This window comes from Marivita sp., assembly GCF_022763305.1.
In the GTDB taxonomy this organism is placed as follows: domain Bacteria; phylum Pseudomonadota; class Alphaproteobacteria; order Rhodobacterales; family Rhodobacteraceae; genus Marivita.
In genome coordinates this window covers 156,932-181,803 of record NZ_JALEGT010000121.1, presented here as the reverse complement: position 1 = coordinate 181,803, position 24,872 = coordinate 156,932, and the positions used below count along the sequence as shown (strand labels likewise).

The window sequence follows — 24,872 nt, the reverse complement described above, 5'->3', positions numbered from 1 at the left end:
GTCAGACCGCAACCGTTCCGACAAGCGCCGGTTTTGCATCGAGGCCGATTTCCTCGAAGGCCATGACGGGATTGCTGATTCCCTTTGCGGTCAGGACACTGCGCAAGAAGCGGCGGCGGCGGCCTGATGCGACAAGCGCCGGAAAGATTCCCTTCTTGCCGACGCGGGCCAGCTCATCAGCAATGCGCCGCGACAGTGTTTCAAAATCCTGCGGGGGCAACGCGATGTCGGGTGCGCCCCGGTCATTTGCCACTTCGCATTCGGCAAATCTCTTTTCCCAGTCCGACGCCAGATGAACGAGCGGGATCGTTCCGTCCTCACGGCGCATGGACGCGACGAGCTGAAATCCGAGGCGCTGGCGAACATGCTCGCATATCGCTTCGGCAGTGTAGCCGTGACCACGTGTTTCTGAAATCGCCTCGAGGATGAGCTGCAGATTGCGGATCGAGACCTGTTCCTCGAGCAATAGCTTGAGCACCTGCAGTAGCGTGTCGAGCGGCACCTTGTCCGGAATGACCTGGTCGATCAGGGCGCGGTTTGCTTCGGCACGTCCCGGATTCGACAGCGCTCCGAGTTCGTCGAGGATCCGCTTGAGGGATTTCATCGTCAGCAACCGTCCGAGGTTGCGCTTGATCACCTCGAGCAAATGCGTGGCCAGAACCTCGCTCGGCGACACCACGGTCAATCCGTTCAACTGCGCCTCTTCGCGTTCTACATGCTGAATCCAGCGGGCCGGCGCACCATAGACAGGTTCCGCCACATCGCGCCCGCTGGGAAGCGCGACGGTGTCGTCGGGGATCAGGGCAAGCATCAGGTCCGGATGCAGGACGCCGCGCGCGACCTCGACCCCGTGTACGCGCAGCACATAGGTGCCGTCCCGGAGCATCGCGTCATCGGTCAGTCGGACCTCGGGCATGATCGTCCCGAATGTCTTGGCGATATGGGTGCGCATGTTCGTGATCCGGGAGTCGAGTCCGCTGGCCGGATCAAGAACCATGTCCACCAGATCAGGCGCAAATTCCACATGGATGTCATCAAGATCCAGCACATCACCGATCGGGCGTTCCCGGCGGATCGGCGATGTGCTCTCTTCCTGAGTCTCGGTCTGGTCGGTTCTGTCCTGGCGATGCAGCCAGAAGGCCAGCCCTCCGAGGATGAGTCCGCCAGTGAGGAAGGGCACGACGGGCAAACCCGGAACCAGTGCGAAAAGCACCATCAACACGCCAACGGTGGCCAGCGCCGCCGGATGCCGACCGAGCTGTGTCGAAATTGCCAGATCAGTCGCACCGATTGCACCGCCACGGGCGAGAAGCAGCGCTGCGGCAATCGAGATGATCACGGCTGGAATCTGTGTGACGAGACCATCGCCCACTGTCAGAATGGCATAGGTTTCGAAGGCGGCCCCGATGGGCATGCCGTGGACGACAGTTCCCATGATGAGCCCGACGATAATGTTGAGCAGCGTGATCAGAAGACCCGCAACCGCATCGCCCTTCACGAATTTTGAAGCACCGTCCAGCGACCCAAAGAACGTGGTTTCCTGGAGTTCGCGTTCACGGCGCGCGCGCGCGCTTCTGCATGGGTGATGGCGCCGGCGGCCATGTCGCTGTCGATGGCCAGCTGCTTGCCCGGCATCCCGTCGAGGGCAAAGCGCGCGCCCACTTCTGCCATTCGGGCCGCCCCTTTGGTGATGACCATGAAGTTCACGATCAGCAGAACGCAGAACACCACGATGCCCAGAAAGACGCTGCCATCCATGATGAAATCGGCAAAGCCCTGGATCACATTGCCAGCGGCATCCGTTCCCGTATGCCCTTCGCCGATGATCAGCTTTGTCGAGCTGATGTTCAGCGACAGGCGCAGCATCAGCGAGGCCAGCAAGATCGTCGGGAAGGCAGAAAAATCCAGCGGTTTTTCAACAAAAAGCGTAACCGTGAAGATCAGAATCGCGAGCGCGAAGGACAGCGCAAGACCGATGTCCAGCACAAAAGCCGGAACCGGCAGGATCATCATCACGATGATTGCCATCAGTGCAACCGCGAGCGCCACGGTCGGCTTGGCAAAAAGGCTGCCGACGCCACCCATCAGTTGGTCCCTTGAAGGAGAATGAACGGCTGCGCCTGAGCCGCGTCTGACAGGAACAGCGATCCCGCGCGTGCGGCGCCGGAGCGTCCCCAAAGTGGTATGTCGCTGTGGATTGCCTCCGCTGGGGCAACAGGCTCAAGCAGAGCGACGCTGGATCGCAAGCGGCTGAACTTCGACTTGTACAATTCGGCGAATTGAGGCGTCCGGCTGTGATACGCACCAGCAGCATCGGTCCAGTTGCCGAACTCATGGTAGAGCTGGCTGAGAAACCGGGCCGCATAGAGCGCGTTTAGCGTCGGGTTGAACATGTCGTCGAGCGATCGGAACCCGTCGGCATGCCAACGGTAGTTGATCTGGAAACAGCCGATATCGAGATTCGATTCGCCGCGTTTGACCTGAGAGAACACGAAGGATCGTGCATCATCTTCGGTCTGAAACCAGGAACCGTTGCCTGCATGGTTCACAGTCCAGGGCCATGGGTCCGCCCCCTTGCCACGACCGGTTTCCAGCCGCGTGATCGTGCGCATCACGTCCAACGGCACGCCGGTTTCGGCCGAGGCCTGTTGCGCAGCGCTTTCGCAGATGCTTGCCGCGCTTGACGAAGCACCACAAACCAACACCAAGGCAGCCCATGCCGATCCCGACCAAATTCCCTGCACGCCACGCCCCTCGCATTCTGCGGATGGGAGAACGTAAGCCTCAGATGGTTAGGATTTGGTTACGCCTGATCGTCGACGATCACAAAAGAGCTTCGACCAGTGCGACAAGGCTGCCGCCGATCACCGCCCCAGTGCTGCCCCAGACGAGCGCGCTGCGGAGCTTGCCTGTCTTGGGTTCCGGTGTGCCTTGGGCCTGTGCGATGAGCGCCTGTTCCATCAACCCCGGCAGACGTGGGCCGAACCGGGCCAGAACCAGCGCCGTCTTTCCGAGGTCCTTGGCAAAGGCGCGGGGTCCGATGCTGGTCTTGATGTAATCCTCGACGATGGGCTTGGCGACGTGCCAGATGTTCATCTTCGGATCCAGCGACCGCGCAACGCCTTCGACCACAACCATGGTGCGTTGGAGCAGGATCAGTTCCGTACGGGTCTCCATCCCGAACCGTTCGGTCACTTCGAACAGGTAGCTCAGCAGGCGACCCATCGAAATCCGTGTGGCGTCCATTCCGAAGATCGGTTCACCGACGGCCCGCAGCGCCCTTGCGAATTCGTCCACATCGCGGTCGTTGGGCACATAACCCGCTTCGAAATGCACCTCGGCCACGCGTTTGTAGTCGCGCCGGATGAAGCCGTAGAGGATCTCGGCATAGACGCGGCGGGTGTATTCGTCGATGTGGCCCATGATCCCGAAATCGAGCGCGATGATGTCTCCATTCGGGGCCACCTTGAGGTTGCCCTGGTGCATGTCAGCGTGGAAATACCCGTCACGCAGGGCGTGCTGCAGAAAGAGTTGCAGGACCCGTTCGCTCAGGGCGACCCGGTCGTGCCCTGCCGCGTCCAGTGCGTCGTTGTCCCCCAGCGGCAACCCCTCGGCCCAACCAAGGGTCATCACCCGCCTGCTGGACAGGTCCCATTTGACCTCGGGAAGCTGGAAGCCCTCATCATGCTCTGTGTTCGCTGCGAATTCCGACGCCGCCGCAGATTCAAGCCTGAGGTCGAGTTCGCCCATCACGACGCCTTCGAAATGGGTGATGACATCCATCGGCCGCAATCGCCGTGAGGATGGCGACAGAAGTTCGATCAGGCTGGCGGCGAAGTAGAAAGCGTCGATGTCCTTGCGGAAGTCGCGTTCAACGTTCGGGCGCAAAACCTTGACTGCCACGGTTTCGCCGGTCTGGACCAGCTTGGCCTTGTGCACCTGAGCAATCGAGGCGGCGGCGACCGGTTCGCTGAACTCGGAAAAGAGAGTGTCGACGGAAACGCCCAGTTCCGCCTCGACCATCTTCTTGGCTTCGGCCACCGAGAAGGGTGGCAGCTTGTCCTGAAGCACGCGCAACTGCTTGGCCATCTCGTCGCCCACGACATCCGGTCGGGTGCTGAGCACCTGGCCGAACTTGATATAGGCCGGACCCAAAGCTGTCAGGGCGCGGGGGGCCGGTGGCATGGCCGGATCGCCGGAATAGCCCAACCATTTGAATGGCCAGCCAAGAAGACGTGCGGCGACCCGCAGCGGTTTCGGTGCATCGAAGGCATCAAGAACGACACCCATGGCACCCGTACGCTCCAGCGTCGCGCCCGTACGGATCAGGCGCAGGATGTTGTGCGGGCCTCTCACGTCAGATTTTCCAGCCCGAATGGAGGCAGGCAATGCCCATGCTCAGGTTGCGGTACTTGGCATTCTCGAATCCGGCCTGCCGAACCATGCCGAGGAACGTGTCCTGATCCGGGAATTTGCGGATCGATTCGACGAGGTATTGATAGCTGTCGCGGTCATTCGCGATCACCTGACCCATGCGCGGGATGATGTTGAAGGAGTAGAGGTCGTATACCTTCTGCATCAGCTCGATGGGGATCTGGCTGAATTCGAGCACCATCAGCCGTCCACCGGGACGCAGGACGCGGAACGCCTCGTTCAGTGCTTCTTGCGGGCGGGTCACGTTCCGGATGCCGAAGGAGATCGTGTAGACGTCGAACGTGTTGCTTTCGAAGGGCAGATGCATCGCATCACCGACCACCCAGTCGAGGCTGTCGCTCATTGCATTGGCTTCGGCGCGTTTGCGGCCCTCGATCAGCATGGGCTCCGTCAGGTCAAGCACCGTTGCATGCCCATGACCGGCCCGTTTGAGGAAGCGGAAGGAAATGTCGCCGGTTCCACCAGCCACATCGAGCAGTTTCTGCCCTGCTCGCGGGGCCAGCCAGTCCATCATCGCATCTTTCCAGATGCGGTGAATCCCGAACGACATGGCATCGTTCATCACATCGTATTTCGACGCGACAGAGCTGAAGACACCCTGCACGCGACCCGCCTTTTCGTGTTCAGGTACATCCTGAAATCCGAAATGGGTGGTGGATTGATTTTCGTCTGCCATAAGCCTTGTCGTTTCCCGTACCAGACTTTCTTATAGAGCGCCCACCCGGCGATACAATGCGACGACACGAGACAGGATAGCGCGAATGCCCGAATTGCCCGAGGTTGAGACGGTACGACGCGGGCTCGCCCCCGCAATGGAGGGGGTCGTGATCGCGAAAGCGGTGGTCAACCGCCCGGATCTGCGTTGGCCATTTCCGCCCAACATGGCAGACCGCCTGACCGGCAAACGCGTTCTGAGGCTACGGCGTCGGTCGAAATACATCCTCGCCGACCTCGACAGTGCCGAAACGGCCCTGATCCATCTGGGGATGTCCGGGCGGATGCTGGTGTCCGGAGATCCTCTGGGTCAGTTCGTACACGACCATCCCGCCCCCGAGAAACATGACCATGTCATTCTTGAAATGGAAAACGGGGCACGCATCACATTCAACGATCCCCGCCGCTTTGGCGCGATGGATCTCTTTGCAACGGATCAGGGCGAATCGCATCCGCTTCTTGCCTTGATCGGGCCTGAGCCTTTGGGCAACAGCTTTGACGAAGACTATCTTGTCGAGGCGCTGGCGCACCGCAACACGCCAATGAAATCCGCGTTGCTGGATCAGAAAACGGTCGCGGGACTTGGCAACATATATGTCTGCGAGGCGCTGTTCCGGGCAAAAATTCATCCCACGCGCTCTGCGCGACGCGTGTCTAAGGACCGCGTTTCCCGGTTGGTTCCGGTCATCCGGGAGGTGCTGACAGATGCGATCGAAGCGGGCGGATCCTCCTTGCGGGATTTTCGCCAAGCCGATGGGGAGCTTGGATATTTTCAGCACAGCTTTGACGTCTACGGACGCGAAGGCGCGCCCTGTCGCAATGAAGGTTGCGGGTCCTCGATCCGCCGGATTGTGCAGTCCGGACGCTCGACCTTCTATTGTCCGACCTGTCAAAGATAGCTTGAACGGTGCGGATCAGATGCGTAAGGCTGCATCCCTGAGATCACCGAACGGAGCCCTTTCTCATGGCTTATGAGACGATCATCGTCGAAATCGAAGATCACGTTGCCACCATCAAGCTCAACCGGCCCGACGCGCTCAATGCGCTCAACAGCCAGTTGCTGTCGGAATTGGCAAGCGCACTGGAAGACGCAGATGGCAATGAAAAGGTGCGGTGCATCATCCTGACGGGGTCGCCCAAAGCTTTCGCAGCTGGCGCCGATATCAAGGAGATGTCTGAAAAGACGTTTGTCGAGATGTTCCTGTCCGATTTCTTCGGTTCAGAATCGCAGGCCGTTTGCCGCGTGCGCAAGCCGATCATCGCAGCTGTGTCGGGATATGCTCTTGGGGGCGGGTGCGAGCTTGCCATGATGTGCGACTTCATCATCGCGGCGGATACGGCCAAGTTCGGCCAGCCCGAGATCAACCTTGGTGTCGTGGCCGGGATCGGTGGAACGCAGCGCCTGACACGGTTTGTCGGCAAATCGAAATCCATGGACATGCACCTCACCGGCCGTTTCATGGATGCCGAAGAAGCGGAACGCGCCGGGCTGGTCAGCCGCGTGGTTCCTGCGAAATCCCTCATGGAAGAAGCCCAGTCTGCGGCTGCCAAGATCGCCGAGAAGTCCATGCTGGCCACCTTCGCCGTGAAAGAAGCCGTGAACCGCGCCTACGAGACAACGCTGAGCGAAGGTCTTCTGGTGGAACGGCGTCTGTTCCATTCTCTGTTCGCCACAGAAGACCAGAAGGAAGGGATGGCGGCCTTCCTTGAAAAACGCACGGCGCAGTTCCGCGACCGATAGGCGCAAAAAAGAGGACTTTTCTTGAGCGGCGTCTGGGGCTATACGCCCTGGCACATGTGTGTGATGCCCGCTCTGGCAAGATTCGATCCGGTCGATTGGTCCGGGCGTGCTTTCATATGCAACCCGATTTGAACCAAACGAACCAGGATAGATCACATGGCAAATTCGCCCCAGGCCAAGAAGCGCGCGAAGCAGAACGAAAAGCGCTTTGCCGTCAACAAGGCGCGTCGCTCGCGCATCCGTACATTCCTCCGCAAAGTCGAAGAAGCAATCGCTTCCGGCGACAAGGAAGCAGCAGCCGCTGCCCTGCGCGCCGCACAGCCTGAACTGATGCGCGGGGTCACGAAAGGCGTGTTCCACAAGAACACCGCATCGCGCAAGATCTCCCGCCTGTCAGCACGCGTGAAGGCGTTGGCCTGAGAATCGTCGGTAAGCCAATCCCGATCTTCAAATCAAGACGCCGCTTCACCCGAAGCGGCGTTTTTTCATGGCGCTTGCGCAGCTTTGCACCGGTCAGAGATTCTTTTCCGAGATTGTTAGAGTCAATAACGAAGTTCAGTTGATGCGCCCTTCGCTGGCCATGTAAATCGGTCAGGCGAGTCACTCGCTGGGGGGACAGGCTCCTCCAGTTCAGAGTCGGGACCAAGGAATGTCTCGATTTTGGTCTGGAGGCATAATTGATACAAGATCAACCGCCTCGTCCAAATTGATGCAAGAGCTGAAGCGAACTCCGTTTGCCAGGTGTTGCTGACGCTCATTGGGTTACTCGGTTCGCACCGGGATAGCCACCAATGCCTCTTCCCAAATGTGACTCGTGGAAGCCATGAAAATGACTTCCTGGTTGGGGACCGTGTGTGGTGCACAAGAGTATAATGGAACAGGGACAAATGACGCAGGATCAGTGGGGATCAATTCGGGATGAGCTACATCAGACGATGGGGGCCAACAGGTTCCAAAGCTGGATCGAACCACTGACATATATCGGAACGGAAGACGGCATCGCGCACTTCACGGTCCCGACGAATTTCATGGGCAACTACGTCTCGCAGAATTACGGTGACCTTCTACTCTCCAAGATCACGCGCCTGAATCCCGCAGTGCGCCGCATTGTGTTCGATACCGTGCTGGCGACGCAGGACAGCCATGTACGTGCAGACACGCCAGAGGCAACGGCTGAACCCGTGAGCGCCCCGGCAGTGCAGACGAGATCAGACAACAGTTCTGACACCCTGAACGGATCACCTCTGGACAAGCGGTTTACCTTCGACACTTTCGTCGTCGGCAAACCGAACGAGTTGGCTCATGCTGCCGCGCGTCGGGTGGCCGAAGGCGGGCCGGTGACGTTCAATCCACTCTTCCTTTATGGCGGTGTCGGTCTCGGCAAGACGCACCTGATGCACGCCATCGCTTGGGAGTTGCGCACCCGTCATCCGCATCTGAACGTGCTCAACCTGTCGGCCGAACAGTTCATGTACCGCTTCGTGCAGGCGTTGCGAGACCGCAAAATGATGGATTTCAAGGAACTGTTCCGGTCCGTCGATGTGCTGATGGTAGACGACGTCCAATTCATCGCGGGCAAGGACAGCACCCAGGAAGAATTCTTCCATACGTTCAATGCGCTGGTCGATCAGCATAAGCAGATTATCATTTCTGCAGATCGGGCGCCTGACGAGATCAAGGACCTTGAAAACCGCATCCGCTCGCGTCTGCAGAGCGGCCTTGTCGTCGACCTGCATCCCACCGATTACGAACTGCGCCTCGGCATCCTGCAATCAAAGTCGGAAATGTATGCCCGCATGTATCCGGGACTTCAGGTGGAACGCGGCATTCTTGAATTCCTGGCCGCGCGCATCGTCAGCAATGTGCGTATCCTTGAAGGAGCGCTGACACGTCTGTTTGCGTTTGCCTCTCTGGTGGGCAAACCGATTTCGATGGATCTGACACAGGGATGCCTGACCGACATCCTGCGCGTGTCCGAGCGCAAGGTCTCGATCGAAGAGATCCAACGCAAGGTTGCCGATCACTACCTCATTCGCCATTCCGATCTGGTCGGGCCAAAACGGGTTCGCACCTTTGCGCGCCCGCGCCAGATCGCCATGTACCTGTGCAAGCTCTTGACCACGCGGTCGCTTCCCGAGATCGGGCGGCATTTCGGAGGTCGGGATCACACCACCGTCATGCATGGTGTGCGGCGCATCGAAGAGCTGAAAAAACAGGACGCGCAGATCGCAGAAGATATCGAACTGCTGCGCCGTTCGCTCGAAGCCTGAGTCCCTGAAACAACAAAACGGGCTGTGGCGTGTGTTACTGCACGCCCACCCTTGACCCTGCGCGCAATCCGGCCAAGAAATTGCAAAACAAGGGCTTGGAGAGCAACCCTGATGCGGGTTACTGTCGGCGTCCGGCTAGTCGGGGGATGAACGCATGAAATTCAGCATGGAACGCGGAACACTGCTCAAGGCGGTGGCGCAGGCGCAGTCCGTTGTCGAACGCCGCAATACCATTCCCATCCTCGCCAACGTTCTCATCGAGGCCGAGGGCGACACGGTTCAGTTCCGCGCCACCGACCTTGATATCGAAGTCGTCGATCGCGCGGTGGCCCAGGTGGAACGCGCGGGTGCCACCACTGTTTCGGCTGTCACACTCCACGAGATCGTGCGCAAGCTGCCTGATGGTGCTCTGGTGTCCTTGTCCGAAGACAGCGCCTCTGGCCGCCTGACCGTCGAGGCCGGCCGTTCGAACTTTTCGCTCGCGACCCTGCCGAAAGAAGATTTCCCGGTCATGGCCTCGTCCGAGTACACAGCGAATTTCTCGGCCCCTGCGCCGGTGCTGCGCCGGCTGTTCGACAAATCGAAATTCGCCATCTCGACCGAAGAAACGCGGTATTACCTGAATGGCGTCTACATGCACATCGCAGACAGCGAGGACGGCAAGGTTCTGCGCTGCGTTGCGACCGATGGGCATCGCCTTGCCCGCATCGATGCGCCATTACCCGGCGGTGCGTCCGGCATGCCCGGCGTGATCGTGCCCCGCAAGACAGTCGGCGAAATGCGCAAGCTTCTGGATGATGACGACATGCAGATCGCTGTCTCCGTTTCGGAAACCAAGGTGCGTTTTGCGACCCCGGACATCACACTGACGTCCAAGGTGATCGACGGCACGTTCCCCGACTACACCCGCGTTATCCCGCAGGGCAACACACGTCGGCTTGAAGTCGATGCAGCCGAATTCGCCAAGGCGGTGGATCGCGTGGCAACCGTGTCGTCCGAACGGTCGCGAGCGGTGAAAATGCAGCTTGACGAGGACCGCCTGATCCTGTCCGTCAACGCGCCTGACAGCGGCGCGGCCGAAGAAGAGCTGGCGGTGGCTTATGGCGATGACCGGCTGGAGATCGGGTTCAACGCGAAATACCTGCTCGAAATTGCCAGCCAGGTGGATCGCGAAAATGCGGTGTTCATGTTCAACTCCTCAGGGGATCCGACCCTGATGCGCGAGGGCAACGACACCAGCGCGGTCTATGTCGTCATGCCGATGCGGGTGTGACGGCCTTGCGCCATTGAAAGGGGGCGGTGTTGCCGCTTCACCTCACTCGATTATCGCTGTCTCATTTCCGGTCTCATCTGCATGTGCAGCTTGCCCCTGATGCGCGGCCTGTCGTGCTGTTTGGTCCGAACGGCGCGGGCAAGACAAACCTGATCGAGGCTGTGTCGCTGTTCTCGCCGGGCCGTGGGATGCGGCGTGCCTCTGCGCAAGAGATGACACGGCGTCCCGAAGCCCTCGGCTGGAAGGTGAGCGGGCTGGTTGAGACGCCCGAGGGCCTTCAGGACATCGCGTTTCAGTCGGAACAGGGCGCGCCACGCATCGTCCGTATCAACGACAAGCCTGCGCCGCAAACTCGATTGGGCGAGTTGGTTCGGCTATTGTGGCTGCTCCCGTCCATGGATCGGCTCTGGATCGAAGGGGCCGAAGGTCGTCGCCGGTTCCTTGACCGCATGACCCTTAGCTTCTTTCCCGAACACGGCGATATATCGCTGACCTATGAGAAAGCCATGCGCGAGCGCAATCGCCTGCTGAAGGATCAGGTCCGTGATCCGATCTGGTATCGCGCGCTCGAAGCGCAGATGGCCCAGACAGGTGCTGCGATCCATGCCAACAGAGTCCGCGCCTTGGAACGGATTGCCAAAGCGCAGGATCAGGCCAGCACGCAATTCCCTGCGGCGGACCTGACGCTTGTCCAGACCGAAGGCGAAATGCCGGAAAAGGAAACCGACCTCCGCCAAGCGTTCGAAGACAACCGACTGCGCGATCTGGCGGCGGGACGGACCTTGATCGGGCCGCACAGGGCCGACCTGCAGGGTGTCTTCGCGGCCAAGGGCGTGCCGGCGTCCGACAGTTCGACAGGAGAGCAGAAAGCCTTGCTGATTTCGCTGGTGTTGTCGAACGCCCGGGCGCTGGTCGAAGATTTCGGTGCACCCCCTATCGTCCTGCTCGACGAGGTCGCAGCGCACCTTGATGCCGGACGGCGGGCCGCGCTGTATGACGAAATCTGCGCGCTGGGAGCGCAGGCATGGATGACGGGCACCGGACCAGAGCTGTTTGCTGAATTGGGAGAGAGGGCCCAATTTTTCGAAGTGACGGAAACCGGAAACAGCACGGTGGTGACGGCCAGCCCGCCCCCCTGACAAACTGTCCGCTCGGCAATTCCCACAACCGCTAAATCTTGTGTCAGTCGCGTGACAACCCTTTGGCTTTGGCGTATAAAATCAGCAGAAAAACGAAGGGTGAATTCATGGCAGACCCCGCACAGGCTCCGGAAGAATACGGCGCAGATTCCATCAAGGTTCTCAAAGGCTTGGAAGCTGTCCGCAAACGTCCGGGCATGTATATCGGCGATACCGACGATGGCTCGGGCCTGCACCACATGGTGTACGAGGTCGTGGACAACGGGATCGACGAAGCACTGGCCGGTCACGCGGACTTTGTGCAGGTCAAGATTCACGCCGACAACAGCGTTTCGGTGCGCGACAATGGTCGGGGCATCCCCGTGGACATCCACGAGGAAGAAGGTGTTTCAGCGGCCGAGGTCATCATGACCCAGCTTCATGCGGGCGGCAAATTCGACCAGAACTCCTACAAGGTCTCCGGTGGTCTGCACGGCGTCGGTGTGTCGGTTGTGAATGCCTTGTCCGACTGGCTGGAATTGCGCGTCTGGCGCAACGGCAAGGAACATATCGCGCGGTTCGAGCGCGGCGATACCGTACACCACCTTGAAATCGTCGGCGAAGCTGAGGGGGAAAAGGGCACTGAAGTGCGCTTTCTTGCCTCGACCACGACCTTCTCGAACCTCGACTACGACTTCCACACCTTGGAAAAGCGCCTGCGCGAGCTTGCGTTCCTGAACTCGGGGGTGCGCATCATCCTTGAAGACGAACGCCCCGCAGAGTCCTTGCGGTCGGAACTGTTCTACGAGGGCGGTGTCCGTGAATTCGTGAAGTATCTCGACCGATCCAAAGCGCCGGTCATGGGAGAGCCGATCTTCATGACGGGGGATCGCGACGGCATTGGCGTCGAAGTGGCGATGTGGTGGAACGACAGCTACCACGAGACCGTGCTACCCTTTACCAACAACATCCCACAACGGGATGGCGGCACGCATATGGCCGGCTTTCGTGCTGCGCTGACCCGGACCATCAACAACTACGCTCAGTCTTCCGGCATCGCAAAGAAGGAAAAGGTCAACTTCACCGGGGATGATGCGCGCGAAGGTTTGACCTGTGTGCTGTCGGTCAAGGTGCCCGACCCCAAGTTCTCGAGCCAGACCAAGGACAAGCTGGTGTCGTCCGAGGTGCGCCCCGCCGTTGAAAGCCTGGTGAACGAAAAGCTCGCGGAATGGTTCGAAGAAAACCCGAACGAGGCCAAGCGCATTGTCGGCAAGATCGTCGAGGCCGCGTTGGCCCGCGAGGCGGCACGCAAGGCACGGGAGCTGACCCGGCGCAAGACTGCGATGGATGTCAATTTCCTCGCAGGCAAGCTGAAGGATTGCTCCGAAAAGGACCCCGCGCAGACCGAACTCTTCCTTGTCGAGGGTGACAGCGCGGGAGGATCAGCGCAGACGGGACGAGACCGGCGCACGCAAGCGATCCTGCCGCTCAAGGGCAAAATCCTGAACGTCGAACGCGCGCGGTTTGACCGGATGCTGGGCAGTCAGGAGATTGGCAACCTTGTGATGGCGCTGGGTACAGGCATCGGGCGCGACGAATTCAACATCTCGAAACTGCGCTACCACAAGATCGTCATCATGACGGACGCCGACGTGGACGGCGCCCATATCCGGACGCTGCTTCTGACCTTCTTCTACCGGCAGATGCCGGAGCTGATCGAAGGCGGATATCTGTATATTGCCCAGCCGCCGCTCTACAAGGTCATGCGCGGCAAATCCGAGGTCTATCTCAAGGATCAGGCCGCGATGGAAGAGTACCTCATCCAGCAGGGCACCGACGGGGCACAACTCGTGCAGGGCAATGGCGAGATCATCCTGGGTCAGGACCTAGTGCGCGTGGTCGAAGAGGCCCGTCAGCTCAAGCGCGTGCTTGATGCATTCCCGACGCATTACCCCCGTCACATCCTCGAGCAATCGGCCATCGCCGGGGCTTTCGTTCCCGGCGCCGTGGATGCCGACCTGCAGGGTGTCGCCGACAAGGTTGCGGCGCGTCTGGACCAGATCGCTCTCGAATATGAACGCGGATGGCAAGGCCGGATTACACAGGATCGCGGCATCCGGCTGGCACGTATCCTGCGTGGCGTCGAGGAAGTCCGGACACTGGACGGCCCCATGCTCCGGTCTGGCGAAGCTCGCAAGACCGGCAGCTTCACAGAAAGCCTTCAGGCGGTCTACGACAAGCCCGCCCAGTTGGTGCGCAAAGACCGAAAGCAGATGATCTTTGGACCGCTCGACCTCTTGAAGGCGATCCTCGAAGAGGGCGAAAAGGGCCTGACCCTGCAACGCTACAAAGGTCTGGGCGAGATGAATCCCGATCAGCTCTGGGAAACCACGCTTGATCCGGACGCCCGTACGCTCTTGCAGGTCAAGGTGGACGATATGACCGAAGCGGATGATCTGTTCACCAAGCTGATGGGCGACGTGGTCGAACCGCGCCGCGAGTTCATCCAGCAGAACGCACTGAGCGTCGAGAACCTCGATTTCTGATCGGGGCTGGACCGGCTTGGCCAATCCGGTGGTTTGGGGGACCCTTTCCCCAAACACCTGAGGTATATCCGGCCCAAAGAAACCCGGTATCGCATGGCGTTTCGGGGCTGGTGGATTTCCGGGCTCGGACCTACGATCCGGCAACACAGCAGACGGGAGGAATGACGCGATGGATCTTGGAGTATCAGATCGCGTGCGCACACTCATTGAGAAGGTGCGCAACATGGTTGAGACCGAGATTGCGCCACTGGATGGCGAGTTCCATGATGAAGTTGGAAAACATCCGTCAGGCGACCGTTTTCAGCATACCGACAGGCAGCTTGAGATTCTGAATGGACTCAAGAAAATGGCCAAGGACCGCGGGCTGTGGAATTTCTGGCTCACGGGAAGTGACAAGGGTCACGGCCTGACGACAGTTGAATACGCTTATCTTGCCGAGGAAATGGGCAAGGTGCCGCTTGCGGCCGAGGTGTTCAACTGTTCCGCCCCCGATACCGGCAACATGGAAGTGCTGGAGCGCTATGGTGCTGACTGGATGAAAGAGCGCTGGCTGACGCGTTTGCTCGAGGGCGAGATTCGGTCGTCTTACGTGATGACGGAACCCGACGTTGCCTCGTCCGATGCCGCGCAACTGGCCTTCGAGGCGCGCAAGGATGGCGATGACTGGGTTTTGAAAGGCGAGAAATACTGGATCTCGGGCGCTGGGGATCCGCGCTGTGCCGTTTACATCCTGATGGCTTGCACGGCACCGGATGCCGCAAAGCACAGCCGCCATACGATGTTCGTCATGGACGCCGATACGCCGGGAATAGAGGTGCTGCGCCCGATGCACGTATTCGGGCAGGATGATGCGCCGCATGGGCATATGCATCTGCGTTTCACGAATGTCCGCGTGCCTGCCAAGAACATCGTTCTGGGCGAAGGGCGCGGGTTCGAGGTGGCGCAAGGCCGGCTTGGGCCGGGACGTATCCATCACTGCATGCGTTCCATCGGCCTGGCGGAAAAGGCGCTGGAACTGATGTGCTTGCGCGGTCTGCATCGCGAGGCGTTCGGCAAACCGCTGGTGGAGCTGGGTGCCAATTACGACATCATCGCCAATGCGCGGATGGAGATCGAACAGGCCCGGCTTTTGTGTCTCAAGGCGGCATGGATGATGGACACGCAGGGTACGCGTGCGGCCCAACCCTGGATCAGCCAGATCAAGGTCGTCGCGCCGCTCGTCTCGCTCAAGGTCGTCGATGAGGCCATGCAGCTTTATGGCGGCACGGGGATCAGCCAGGACACGCCTCTCTGGCGGATGTGGACGCATCTGCGCACACTTCGTTTTGCGGACGGTCCGGATGCTGTGCATCGCCGTCAGGTGGCCCGCGCCGAATTGCGGAAATACACAAACACATGAGCCACGCGTTCTTCGACCCAAAGCCTGTGACGACGTGGATGCAGACCCATGTCGCCGGCTTTCGCGGCCCGATTGAGATCGAGAAATTCGCAACCGGGCAATCCAACCCGACCTTCAAGCTGAACGCGCCATCCGGAACCTACGTGCTGCGCCGCAAGCCGCCGGGACAATTGCTGAAGTCGGCCCATGCGGTCGACCGCGAATTCCGGGTGCAGCGCGCACTGGCCGACACCGACGTCCCCGTCGCACGTATGCACGCCCTCTGCGAGGACGACGCCGTCATCGGCTCGATGTTCTATATCATGGATCACGTGGTCGGGCGTAGCTTTGTCGATCCGCGCCTGCCAGACATCAGCGCTTCAGAGCGGACGGCAATCTTCAACGAGATGAACCGTGTCTTGGCGGCCATCCATTTGGTGGACCTCGACGCGACCAAGCTGGGCGATTACGGGCCGCAGGGCAATTACTACCAGCGACAGATCGGTCGATGGACCAAACAGTATCGCGCCAGCGAGACTGAGACTATTCCGGATATGGATGCGCTCATCGAGTGGCTTGAACATAACCTGCCCGAAGACGACGGGCGCGTCACGTTGGTGCATGGCGATTACAGGATCGACAACCTGCTGTTCGCACCGCACCAGCCAGACTGTGTTGCCGTTCTGGACTGGGAATTGTCGACGCTGGGTCATCCCTTTGCCGATCTTGCCGCAGTGATCATGCAATGGTCTCTGCCGCCGGGAGAGGCAGGACGCGGGCTTGCCGAAGTCGACCGCGCGCCTCTGGGCATTCCCGAGGATCAGGCTTTCATTGACGCCTATTGCCAACGCATGGGTTTGCCCGGCATCGACAGGTTCGGGTTTTATCTTGCCTTTGCCTTTTTCCGAATGGCGTCGATCCTGCAGGGCGTCAAACGCAGAGCGCTGGATGGCAACGCCTCGAATCCCGAGAAGGCTTTGGAACTTGGAGCTTATGTGCCTGCTTTCGCCAAGGGCGGTTTGCAAGCAGCTGCTACCGTCTGAACGTGACGTGTTCTGAGAATTTGGTCGGGCTGAGAGGATTCGAACCTCCGACCCCCTGCTCCCGAAGCAGGTGCGCTACCAGGCTGCGCTACAGCCCGACCGTGCACGGGGGAGTACTGCCCGCGTGGGGATTTGACAAGCCTTGATTTGGCAAAACCATACCTGATTTCGCGGAATTCGACGCTACTCGCGACCGCCAGAGTTCGCAGGCGCGTCGCGGTAGCGCCCCGAGCGCATTATGTCTCCCAAACGCGGCATGGATGGCGTGGCAAACCGCGTGCGGGTGCGCAGAACCGGCGTTGTTTTCGATGTGCCACCCCGGCTTTCGCGGAACACGATATACATGCCCGAGGCAATGATGATCGCGGCCCCGGCTGCGGTGTAACTATCTGTCGTTTCGCCAAAGAACAGAAGGCCGAATCCGGTGGCCCACAGGATCTGTGAATATTGCATCGGCGCGACAATGGCCGCCTCACCGGTCCGATAGGCGGTGATGATGATACGACCGGCAATCCAGGCCATGATGGAAATCACCGCCAGCATGCCCAGATGTTCGATCGGCATCGGCTTGTAGACAAAAGCAAGCGCAAGGCCCGTTACCACGAAGTTGGCAACCATCGGGTAAAGCAGCATCACGACGGTCCGTTCCTCGGCGCCGATCTTGCGGACGACGATGGAAGCGAAGGCACCGCCAAAGGCCGCGAGGATCGCCGCGGCATGTCCAAGTGTCAGTTCGGTCGATCCGGGACGAAGCACGACCATCACACCGATCAGGCCGACGATGACCGCCATCCAGCGGCGCAGACGCACTGTTTCGCCAAGGATCGGAATCGACAGGACGGTGATGATCAGCGGAGTCGCGAAGAGAATCGCATAGGTCTGCGTCAGGGGTAGAACCGAGAAGGCGTAAAAGGCCGAGATCCCCGTGATGACAGCCGCCACGGTGCGGACGGCCATCCACCATGGATGAACCGGGACAAGCGTGCCCGGTGTGGCATCGCGCATCAGCATGAGCGTGGCGAGAGGAAAGCTCAGAAGAACGCTGAAAAAGACGATCTGGATCGGCGAATAGGTCGATCCAAGAATCTTGATGAAGACGTCGTGTGTCGAATAGAGCCCGAAGGCGAGAAGGGCCAGCAATGCGCCTTTGACATTCGAAGACATGGCTGGCCCTTTCCTTGATCAGAGACTCGCGTCAAGTGCCGCGACGATGGCTTCACCCATGTCGGACGTGGACATCGGTGTGCCGCCTTCTGGACCCATCAGGTCTGCGGTGCGTGCACCGTCGGCGAGCACTTTTTCGATGGCGGCTTCGAGGCGGGCCGCTTCGTCACCTTGATCGAAAGAGTAGCGCAGCGCCATCGCAAAGCTGAGGATACAGGCGATCGGGTTCGCCTTGCCCTGCCCTGCGATGTCCGGAGCGGAACCGTGTACCGGTTCGTAAAGCGCCTTGGGACGGCCATTCGCCATCGGCGCGCCGAGGCTGGCGGAGGGCAGCATGCCGAGGCTCCCGGTCAGCATAGCGGCTGCGTCGGACAGAAGGTCACCAAAAAGGTTGTCAGTTACGATCACATCGAACTGCTTGGGCCAGCGGCAAAGCTGCATCGCGCCGGCGTCTGCATACATGTGCGAGAGTTCCACATCGGGGTAATCCTCGTCGTGGACTTTCTGGACAACTTCGCGCCACAGGATGCCCGATTCCATCACGTTGGCTTTTTCCATGGAACAGACCTTGTTGTTCCGGCGACGGGCCAATTCGAAGGCAGAGCGCGCAACGCGGTCGATCTCGGATTCCGTATAACGCTGGGTGTTGATGCCAACCCGCTCGTTGCCTTCTTCGAAGATACCGCGCGGTTCGCCAAAATAGATCCCGCTGGTCAATTCACGCACGATCATGATGTCGAGGCCGGCAACAACGTCCTTCTTCAGGGACGAAAAATCAGCAAGCGCATCAAAGCACTGCGCCGGACGAAGATTGGCAAAAAGGTCCATTTCCTTGCGCAAACGCAGCAACCCGCGTTCCGGCTTCACACTGAAATCTAGACTGTCGTATTTCGGTCCACCAACGGCACCCAAGAGCACGGCGTCGACCTCTTGCGCCTTGGCCATCGTGTCGTCATGCAAAGGCGTGCCGTGCTTGTCATAGGCGGCACCGCCCACCAGATCTTCGCTCACGTCGAATGTCAGGTCACGCTTGGCGCCATACCACTCAATGATCTTGCGCACCTCGGCCATCACCTCGGGGCCGATCCCGTCACCGGGCAATATCAAAAGCGAAGCGTTGCTCATCATGGGTTCCTTTGATCAACTGGATTGCCCATCGCGTAGACCCGCTGGCTCAAAGGGTCAAGGCAAGGCCGCATCCGGCAGGACCAAGTCCATCGTAATCAGGCTGTGCTGCTGATCCTCGATCACAGGCCAGACGCGCGCCGCTTGAACTTCGACCTCGGCGGAAGGCAGGATATAGGACACGCGCATCGGACCGGGACGCGACCAATGGGCCGTGACCTGCCCGGGCAAAGGGTCCCTCAACAAATCCTGCCTCAGGAAGGCCGCCATGGCATCGCGGTCACCCTCGCCACGTTCCGGGTCGAGGTTCGTATTGGCCATGAAGACAAATGGCGGGTCCGTCACGGCGAGAATCCGGGTCCACAGCCGCAATTCGTCCCGGTTGCGCCGACCATTGCGATCTTCTGGCCCGTCAAAGACCGGGGGACCGGCATGCCCGGCAAGGATCGTGACGGTCCGAGTGGTTTCGCCATCTGGAAAATGTATCGGTACGGTCCAATGCCCGCCGCTCGACAGGCGCTGTATATCCCATCCGGGATCGGTAGGCATCATCAACGTGTCGGGCATGTCGCGCCAAAGCTCCGCGTTGTACCCATGTGCCTCATCGGACAGGATCGGGAACCGGGACAAGAGCGCCAGCGCTTCCTGTCCGGGAAAGCGTCCATAGGCCTGTGCGTCCTCGGGTTCAGCCAACCGGCCATCCGCGTCAAGATCGAGCCCCGTGGGCACACCGGCGTTTGATCGCAGCTGCAGGCCGTGATCGAAGCCTTGTCCAACAAGCTCTGCAAAGGCGCGCAGAGTGATGCCGCTGGCGTCAAAATCGAACCGGGTCAGGACGATGATATCGGCCTCTGCCTCGGCGATCGCATTGGCGATCCGCACAACGGACGACTCGCGTTCGAGCACATCGCGCAGAAGCAGGCCCGGTGCATCCCGCGTCAGGGGCACATGCCAGAGCGCGACGCGAAGTTCCGCCGCAAGGGCGGGTGCTGCGCCTGAACAATGGCCAAATACGAGACAAGTCAGATAAGCTGCAATTCGTCCTGCTGTGCATAGGCACGACGGCGCTTTTCCTCGATCAGCGCTGCGACGCGGAACAGCGCGATCCCGCGCATCATCAAGGTCAATGGCAGAAACGCCCACGCGCACAGCACCCAAATCAGGATTTCCGGCATCGCCAGCATCGAGGCATCGAAGGCTCCGATCCACATCCGCAGCAACGCCGGGATCAGGAATGGCAGCAAAAACCCTAACGCGAGGTTAAAATGGGCATCCCGCTTGAGCCGGAACAGCACGTCCTTGCCGGAGGTGGGATCGAACAGGGGAAGGTTGATCCAGAAGTTGAAAGCAGACTTCCGGATCGGCCAGAAGATGAAACGAGCGTGAATCCAGAATAGCAACAACGCGATCATCGTGACCGACAAGAGCAGACTGGCAATGCGCGTTGCCGCGCCGACATCAAACCAGACCGGTAGATCGGCAAAAGCGATCGACATCAATCGGACGGGTGAATACGGGAAATCCAGAATCCAGCCCGCATTCTGGGCAAGCGTATGGATCAACGTTGGCGGCCCGGCGACGGCCCGCATGTCGGACGCCATCAGCACCGACGCGAACCAGACGCAGAAAAAGAGCGCCAGAAATCGCAAACGGTTGAACGGCGGCGCATTCCGGAATTCGAGGAAGGTCGGATATTCGCTGGTGTATTCGGCAAAGGTCACCACAGCGGCCACCAACGCGACCAGCGCTGCCATCTGCGCGGCATCACTCGACGTGCCCGGCAACACCAGCGACGGTATCATCACGAGGAACGCCATCAACAGCGCGCGCACAGCTGATCCCATGATCCGCTTGACCACTTTGGTTTCCCTTCAAACCGGACTGTCGCGATACGTTGCCGCGACCTTGTTCCAAATTTGTGCCGCCGGGAGGTGGCGGACTGCCTCATTGTTGCCCCAGTTTTGCCCAAGTTTGCAGGACGGCTCAACTCTGCTGTTGGCTTATCCATTGAAATCATTGGACTGCCAAACAAACTGGTGCGCGATTACATCAGCCGGTGCTGCGAAATATGGCATTGTCTGAAAGACGCACAATATCTGGTAGCTGCCTTGAAAAACAAAGGCCGCCCCGAGGGACGGCCTTTCAACGCATTTGAGGATGGTATCACACCCAAGGGCGGGCCTGAGACGCCTGAGCCTCGAAACTGTCGATGGCAGCCGCTTTCTCCATGGTCAGACCGATGTCATCGAGACCGTTCATCAGGCAATGCTTCTTGAAGCTGTCCAGTTCGAACGAGAATACCTCGCCGTCCGAACTTGTGACCGTCTGGTTCTCAAGATCAACGGTCATCCGTGCATTCGAGCCCTTCTCTGCGTCCTTCATCAGGACGTCGACGGCCTCTTTCGGCAGAATGATGGGCAGAATGCCGTTCTTGAAGCAGTTGTTGTAGAAGATGTCGGCAAAGGAGGTCGAGATGATCGACCGAATGCCGAAGTCCTTCAGCGCCCAGGGCGCATGCTCACGCGAGGAGCCGCAGCCGAAATTATCACCTGCAACAAGGATCTCCGCATCGCGGTATTGCGGTTTGTTCAGCACGAAATCAGGGATCTCGTTGCCATTGTCGTCGTAGCGCATCTCGTCGAAGAGGTTCACGCCAAGACCCGACCGCTTGATCGTCTTCAGGAACTGCTTGGGGATGATCATATCGGTGTCGATATTCACCAGCGGCATAGGCGCTGCGATCCCGGTGAGTTTTTCGAATTTTTCCATGTGTCTTTTCCTATGGTGCGGCGCTCATCGAGCCTTTCGGCTCTCTTCGCGAAGAAAGCCGGCAGGCTTGATGAGCGATCCTGTCACATCATTTCCCGAACATCGGTCAGCTTGCCTGTAATCGCTGCCGCCGCCGCCATAGCCGGTGACATCAGGTGCGTGCGACCGCCCCGGCCCTGACGGCCTTCGAAGTTGCGATTGGACGTGGCCGCACAGCGTTCGCCCGGTGCCAACTGATCGGGGTTCATAGCGAGGCACATGGAACAGCCCGCAAGCCGCCATTCGAAACCGGCCTCGCGGAAGATGTCCGCAAGTCCTTCTTCTTCGGCCTGCGCCCGGACCAGACCCGAACCCGGCACGACCATCGCGCGCTTCACGGCGATTTTCTTGCCTTTCAGGATTTCTGCAGCAGCCCGCAGGTCTTCGATGCGTCCATTGGTGCAGGAACCGATGAAAACCGTATCAATCTCGATATCGGACAGTTTCTGGCCCGGCTTCAGACCCATATATTCCAGCGAGCGTTGTGCCGCACCAACCTTGCCGCCTTCAAAGCTTTCCGGAGCGGGCACTTCGGCAGTGATCGGAAGCACATCCTCGGGCGAGGTGCCCCAGGTCACGACAGGCGCGATGTCTTCACCCTTGATTGTGATCACCTTGTCCCAGTGCGCGTCGTCATCGGAGTAGAGCGTCTTCCACCAGTTGAGCGCCGCTTCCCACTGGGCGCCTTTCGGCGCATGCGGACGGCCCTTGACATAGTCGAAGGTCTTCTCATCCGGCGCGATCAGGCCAGCGCGGGCGCCACCTTCGATGGCCATGTTGCACACGGTCATCCGGCCTTCCATCGACAGATCGCGGATCGCCTCACCGCAATATTCAATGACGTAACCGGTGCCGCCGGCGGTGCCGGTCTTGCCGATCACCGAAAGGGTGATGTCCTTGGCGGTCACACCGGGACGCAGCTTGCCGGTGATCTCGACCTTCATGTTCTTGGATTTCTTCTGGATCAGGGTCTGGGTGGCCAGAACATGCTCGACCTCGGACGTCCCAATCCCATGCGCAAGCGCACCAAAGGCGCCGTGGGTCGCCGTGTGGCTGTCACCGCAAACCACGGTCATGCCCGGAAGGGTCCATCCCTGTTCCGGCCCGACGATGTGGACGATGCCCTGGCGGACATCGGACACGGGATAGTAGTGAATTCCGAAGTCCTTGGCGTTCTTGTCCAGGGCCGCGACTTGAATCGCGCTGTCTTCGGTCATGTTCTTGGGGTCTTCGCGGCCCGGAGTCGTGGGCACGTTGTGATCCGGCACGGCGATGGTCTTGTCCGGCGCACGCACCGAACGCCCAGCCATGCGCAGACCTTCGAAAGCCTGCGGGCTGGTCACCTCGTGAACGAGGTGACGGTCGATATACAGAAGGCAGGTGCCATCGTCGGCTTCATGCGCGACATGGGCATCCCAGATCTTGTCATAGAGCGTTTTGGGGGACATGGGTCCTCTCCCTTGGGTGTCTAGATTGTGGGGTAGGGTCGTGTTGGCTCGGGCGCAGGATTATAGCCGCGCGAGCACCGTATGTGTCGCACCGAAGAAACGTTCCCGCAAACGCGCGCGTTCATCCAGATCGAATACCATTTCCATGGCGTTGCCATACATCATCGGCCCGCCCCGCCGCAAGGGCGGCGCGCAGCGGCGCATTCGGTCTGAAACACATCGCCAAAATGATCCAACGCAACCCTCGCGACGTACTGGATTAGCGAGGGGTAAAATGCTGACCAAACTGAACATCATCAACCTGGGTTTGATCGCGGTCCTGTGTGCAGGTCTGATCGTACATGCAGCCGGTGCGGATACGGATCTCGGCCCCATGGTGATCGCTCTGCCTTTTGGCGGCTAAGAGGTTGCGCTGTCGGCGGCACGATGCGACGCTGACAGCACGCAACCAACCGGAAATGGAATGGGCCCCGATCTCGTCTCAGCCGAAACACTCGCCGAAGTCACACGCGGCCTGTTCACCTGGGCGGATACGTTTGTAGGAAGCCTGCTGCGCCCCTGGAACGCCTATCAACTTCTGATCGCGCTTGGACTGTTTCTGACGGCACATCTGACGGCTGCGGTCATCAAGCCACGCATGCATGAGTGGATGCGCGGTCTGGAAGGCTGGCCAAAATGGCGGATGCGTGCCCTCGTGGTGTTCCACCGCCGCCTGCGTATGGTCCTGTTCGTCGTGCTGATCTGGATCGTCGTCATCCTGATGCGCGAACTGACATGGCCTTCCCGATCCTACCTGTTGTCAATCATCGCGAACCTGGCGACCGCGTGGCTGCTCATCGCCTTTGCCACGCGGCTCATCAAGAACACGCTTCTGCGCGGGATCGTCCGTTACGGGGCCTGGGCCTGGGTGACGCTGTCGATCACCGGGCTGGCGGACGAAACCCAGACGCTTCTGGACAGCGCGGCCATCTCCATCGGCGAGACCCGGCTCTCGGCCTGGCTTGTAATCCAGGCGGTTGTGATCCTTGCCGCCCTCCTGACAGCGGCACGACTGATCAGCGGCACCACCGCAGCGACGATCCGCAGGAACGAAGACATCTCGCCCTCCATGCAGGTTCTGGCGATCAAGTTCCTGCAAGTGCTTCTGTTCGGCGCAGCCTTCTTTCTCGGACTGCGCATCGTTGGCGTCGACCTGACCGGACTGGCCGTTCTGTCCGGGGCCATCGGTGTGGGGTTGGGGTTTGGCCTGCAAAAGGTCGTGTCGAACCTCGTGTCCGGCATCATCATCCTTCTCGACAAGTCGATCAAACCCGGAGACGTGATCTCTCTCGGAGACACGTTCGGCTGGATCAATTCACTGGGCGCGCGCTACGTGAGCGTCGTCACCCGCGACGGCAAGGAATACCTGATCCCGAACGAAGACCTCATCACCGGACAGGTGGTGAACTGGTCGCATTCCAACGAATTCGTGCGCTTGGACATCTATTTCGGCACGGCCTATTCCGACGATCCGCACAAGGTCCGCAAGATCGCCATCGAAGCGGCAAAATCGGTGGATCGTGTTCTGAGCTTCAAGCCGCCGGTGTGCCATATCGTCGGGTTCGGCGACAGTTCCGTGGACTATATCCTGAGGTTCTGGATCCGGGATCCAACAGGTGGGCTGACCAATATCCGGGGCAACGTCTACTTGGCACTCTGGGACGCGTTCCACGAGCATGGGATTTCCATACCCTTCCCGCAACGCGAGGTGAAAATGCTCGAAGGCTCGCAGCTTGCGACAACGAAGCTGCCCGACTGACGGAACGTTGCG

Annotated in this window: 20 protein-coding genes, 1 tRNA gene and 1 pseudogene; 11 read left to right on the top strand and 11 right to left on the bottom strand. The window is 59.8% G+C overall.

The genetic code is table 11. The features are described from left to right. Position 1: 1 nt before the first annotated feature. The 4 genes and pseudogenes from flhA to ubiE all read right to left on the bottom strand — a co-directional run bounded on the left by flhA (position 2) and on the right by ubiE (position 5,110). Positions 2-2,085: pseudogene (gene flhA, locus MRY75_RS21890) on the bottom strand (flagellar biosynthesis protein FlhA). Continuing rightward, complete coding sequence (locus MRY75_RS21885; protein ID WP_292310215.1) at positions 2,085-2,744, bottom strand: transglycosylase SLT domain-containing protein; 660 nt, start codon at positions 2,742-2,744, stop codon at positions 2,085-2,087. Before MRY75_RS21885 ends, flhA begins: the two are co-directional and overlap by 1 nt. Positions 2,745-2,823: 79 nt before the next feature. Continuing rightward, on the bottom strand, positions 2,824-4,356 hold the full coding sequence (gene ubiB / locus MRY75_RS21880; RefSeq protein ID WP_292310213.1) for a 2-polyprenylphenol 6-hydroxylase: 1,533 nt from the start codon (positions 4,354-4,356) through the stop codon (positions 2,824-2,826). A 1-nt stretch (position 4,357) separates the two neighbouring features. Further along, positions 4,358-5,110, bottom strand: coding sequence for a bifunctional demethylmenaquinone methyltransferase/2-methoxy-6-polyprenyl-1,4-benzoquinol methylase UbiE (ubiE, locus tag MRY75_RS21875; RefSeq protein ID WP_292310211.1), 753 nt, complete (start codon positions 5,108-5,110; stop codon positions 4,358-4,360). A gap of 85 nt (positions 5,111-5,195) precedes the next feature. On the opposite strand from ubiE, the gene mutM reads away from it, so the two are divergent. The 9 genes from mutM to MRY75_RS21830 all read left to right on the top strand — a co-directional run bounded on the left by mutM (position 5,196) and on the right by MRY75_RS21830 (position 16,517). Further along, the gene (gene mutM / locus MRY75_RS21870; RefSeq protein WP_292310209.1) at positions 5,196-6,047 is read left to right on the top strand and encodes a bifunctional DNA-formamidopyrimidine glycosylase/DNA-(apurinic or apyrimidinic site) lyase; all 852 of its coding nucleotides are present in this window, start codon (positions 5,196-5,198) and stop codon (positions 6,045-6,047) included. 65 nt (positions 6,048-6,112) lie between these two features. Continuing rightward, positions 6,113-6,889, top strand: coding sequence for an enoyl-CoA hydratase (locus MRY75_RS21865; RefSeq protein ID WP_292310207.1), 777 nt, complete (start codon positions 6,113-6,115; stop codon positions 6,887-6,889). Positions 6,890-7,045: 156 nt separating this feature from the next. Next, positions 7,046-7,309 carry a 30S ribosomal protein S20 gene (rpsT, locus tag MRY75_RS21860; protein ID WP_292310205.1) on the top strand — a complete coding sequence of 88 codons (264 nt, stop codon included), beginning with the start codon at positions 7,046-7,048 and terminating at the stop codon, positions 7,307-7,309. 467 nt (positions 7,310-7,776) lie between these two features. After that, the gene (dnaA, locus tag MRY75_RS21855) at positions 7,777-9,159 is read left to right on the top strand and encodes a chromosomal replication initiator protein DnaA (protein WP_292310252.1); all 1,383 of its coding nucleotides are present in this window, start codon (positions 7,777-7,779) and stop codon (positions 9,157-9,159) included. Between the two features lie 154 nt (positions 9,160-9,313). Beyond that, positions 9,314-10,432 carry a DNA polymerase III subunit beta gene (gene dnaN / locus MRY75_RS21850; RefSeq protein WP_292310202.1) on the top strand — a complete coding sequence of 373 codons (1,119 nt, stop codon included), beginning with the start codon at positions 9,314-9,316 and terminating at the stop codon, positions 10,430-10,432. Between the two features lie 29 nt (positions 10,433-10,461). Then, positions 10,462-11,571, top strand: coding sequence for a DNA replication/repair protein RecF (recF, locus tag MRY75_RS21845; RefSeq protein ID WP_292310201.1), 1,110 nt, complete (start codon positions 10,462-10,464; stop codon positions 11,569-11,571). Positions 11,572-11,678: 107 nt separating this feature from the next. Beyond that, complete coding sequence (gene gyrB / locus MRY75_RS21840; protein ID WP_292310200.1) at positions 11,679-14,096, top strand: DNA topoisomerase (ATP-hydrolyzing) subunit B; 2,418 nt, start codon at positions 11,679-11,681, stop codon at positions 14,094-14,096. Between the two features lie 169 nt (positions 14,097-14,265). Then, positions 14,266-15,495, top strand: coding sequence for an acyl-CoA dehydrogenase family protein (locus MRY75_RS21835; RefSeq protein ID WP_292310199.1), 1,230 nt, complete (start codon positions 14,266-14,268; stop codon positions 15,493-15,495). Then, positions 15,492-16,517 (top strand): phosphotransferase, encoded by a 1,026-nt coding sequence (locus tag MRY75_RS21830; RefSeq protein ID WP_292310196.1) that lies wholly within the window; start codon positions 15,492-15,494, stop codon positions 16,515-16,517. The genes MRY75_RS21835 and MRY75_RS21830 overlap by 4 nt, the downstream gene beginning before the upstream one ends. Positions 16,518-16,538: 21 nt before the next feature. Here MRY75_RS21830 and MRY75_RS21825 read toward each other — a convergent pair. The 7 genes from MRY75_RS21825 to leuC all read right to left on the bottom strand — a co-directional run bounded on the left by MRY75_RS21825 (position 16,539) and on the right by leuC (position 23,062). Continuing rightward, positions 16,539-16,615, bottom strand: a tRNA-Pro gene (locus MRY75_RS21825). Positions 16,616-16,700: 85 nt separating this feature from the next. Next, a complete protein-coding gene (locus MRY75_RS21820) occupies positions 16,701-17,681 on the bottom strand; it encodes a DMT family transporter (protein ID WP_292310194.1) in 981 nt (326 codons plus the stop codon). Between the two features lie 18 nt (positions 17,682-17,699). Further along, a complete protein-coding gene (gene leuB / locus MRY75_RS21815) occupies positions 17,700-18,806 on the bottom strand; it encodes a 3-isopropylmalate dehydrogenase (protein ID WP_292310193.1) in 1,107 nt (368 codons plus the stop codon). A 57-nt stretch (positions 18,807-18,863) separates the two neighbouring features. Further along, positions 18,864-19,754, bottom strand: coding sequence for an endonuclease/exonuclease/phosphatase family protein (locus tag MRY75_RS21810; protein ID WP_292310191.1), 891 nt, complete (start codon positions 19,752-19,754; stop codon positions 18,864-18,866). 74 nt (positions 19,755-19,828) lie between these two features. Then, a complete protein-coding gene (locus MRY75_RS21805; RefSeq protein WP_292310188.1) occupies positions 19,829-20,650 on the bottom strand; it encodes a hypothetical protein in 822 nt (273 codons plus the stop codon). Between the two features lie 319 nt (positions 20,651-20,969). Continuing rightward, a complete protein-coding gene (gene leuD, locus MRY75_RS21800) occupies positions 20,970-21,575 on the bottom strand; it encodes a 3-isopropylmalate dehydratase small subunit (protein WP_292310184.1) in 606 nt (201 codons plus the stop codon). 83 nt (positions 21,576-21,658) lie between these two features. Beyond that, complete coding sequence (gene leuC / locus MRY75_RS21795) at positions 21,659-23,062, bottom strand: 3-isopropylmalate dehydratase large subunit (protein ID WP_292310182.1); 1,404 nt, start codon at positions 23,060-23,062, stop codon at positions 21,659-21,661. Between the two features lie 274 nt (positions 23,063-23,336). Between leuC and MRY75_RS21790 the strand changes: the two genes are divergently transcribed. Both MRY75_RS21790 and MRY75_RS21785 read left to right on the top strand, forming a co-directional pair. After that, positions 23,337-23,465 carry a hypothetical protein gene (locus MRY75_RS21790; RefSeq protein WP_292310180.1) on the top strand — a complete coding sequence of 43 codons (129 nt, stop codon included), beginning with the start codon at positions 23,337-23,339 and terminating at the stop codon, positions 23,463-23,465. Between the two features lie 60 nt (positions 23,466-23,525). Next, on the top strand, positions 23,526-24,860 hold the full coding sequence (locus tag MRY75_RS21785) for a mechanosensitive ion channel domain-containing protein (protein ID WP_292310177.1): 1,335 nt from the start codon (positions 23,526-23,528) through the stop codon (positions 24,858-24,860). Positions 24,861-24,872: the final 12 nt, after the last annotated feature.

Bases quoted from the DNA above. Each gene is read 5' to 3' on its own strand.
- ubiE (WP_292310211.1), bottom strand. From the start codon at position 5,110: ATGGCAGACGAAAATCAATCCACCACCCATTTCGGATTTCAGGATGTA.
- mutM (WP_292310209.1), top strand. From the start codon at position 5,196: ATGCCCGAATTGCCCGAGGTTGAGACGGTACGACGCGGGCTCGCCCCC.
- MRY75_RS21865 (WP_292310207.1), top strand. From the start codon at position 6,113: ATGGCTTATGAGACGATCATCGTCGAAATCGAAGATCACGTTGCCACC.
- rpsT (WP_292310205.1), top strand. From the start codon at position 7,046: ATGGCAAATTCGCCCCAGGCCAAGAAGCGCGCGAAGCAGAACGAAAAG.
- dnaA (WP_292310252.1), top strand. From the start codon at position 7,777: ATGACGCAGGATCAGTGGGGATCAATTCGGGATGAGCTACATCAGACG.
- dnaN (WP_292310202.1), top strand. From the start codon at position 9,314: ATGAAATTCAGCATGGAACGCGGAACACTGCTCAAGGCGGTGGCGCAG.
- gyrB (WP_292310200.1), top strand. From the start codon at position 11,679: ATGGCAGACCCCGCACAGGCTCCGGAAGAATACGGCGCAGATTCCATC.
- MRY75_RS21835 (WP_292310199.1), top strand. From the start codon at position 14,266: ATGGATCTTGGAGTATCAGATCGCGTGCGCACACTCATTGAGAAGGTG.
- MRY75_RS21830 (WP_292310196.1), top strand. From the start codon at position 15,492: ATGAGCCACGCGTTCTTCGACCCAAAGCCTGTGACGACGTGGATGCAG.
- MRY75_RS21820 (WP_292310194.1), bottom strand. From the start codon at position 17,681: ATGTCTTCGAATGTCAAAGGCGCATTGCTGGCCCTTCTCGCCTTCGGG.
- leuB (WP_292310193.1), bottom strand. From the start codon at position 18,806: ATGAGCAACGCTTCGCTTTTGATATTGCCCGGTGACGGGATCGGCCCC.
- MRY75_RS21805 (WP_292310188.1), bottom strand. From the start codon at position 20,650: ATGGGATCAGCTGTGCGCGCGCTGTTGATGGCGTTCCTCGTGATGATA.
- leuD (WP_292310184.1), bottom strand. From the start codon at position 21,575: ATGGAAAAATTCGAAAAACTCACCGGGATCGCAGCGCCTATGCCGCTG.
- leuC (WP_292310182.1), bottom strand. From the start codon at position 23,062: ATGTCCCCCAAAACGCTCTATGACAAGATCTGGGATGCCCATGTCGCG.
- MRY75_RS21790 (WP_292310180.1), top strand. From the start codon at position 23,337: ATGCTGACCAAACTGAACATCATCAACCTGGGTTTGATCGCGGTCCTG.
- MRY75_RS21785 (WP_292310177.1), top strand. From the start codon at position 23,526: ATGGGCCCCGATCTCGTCTCAGCCGAAACACTCGCCGAAGTCACACGC.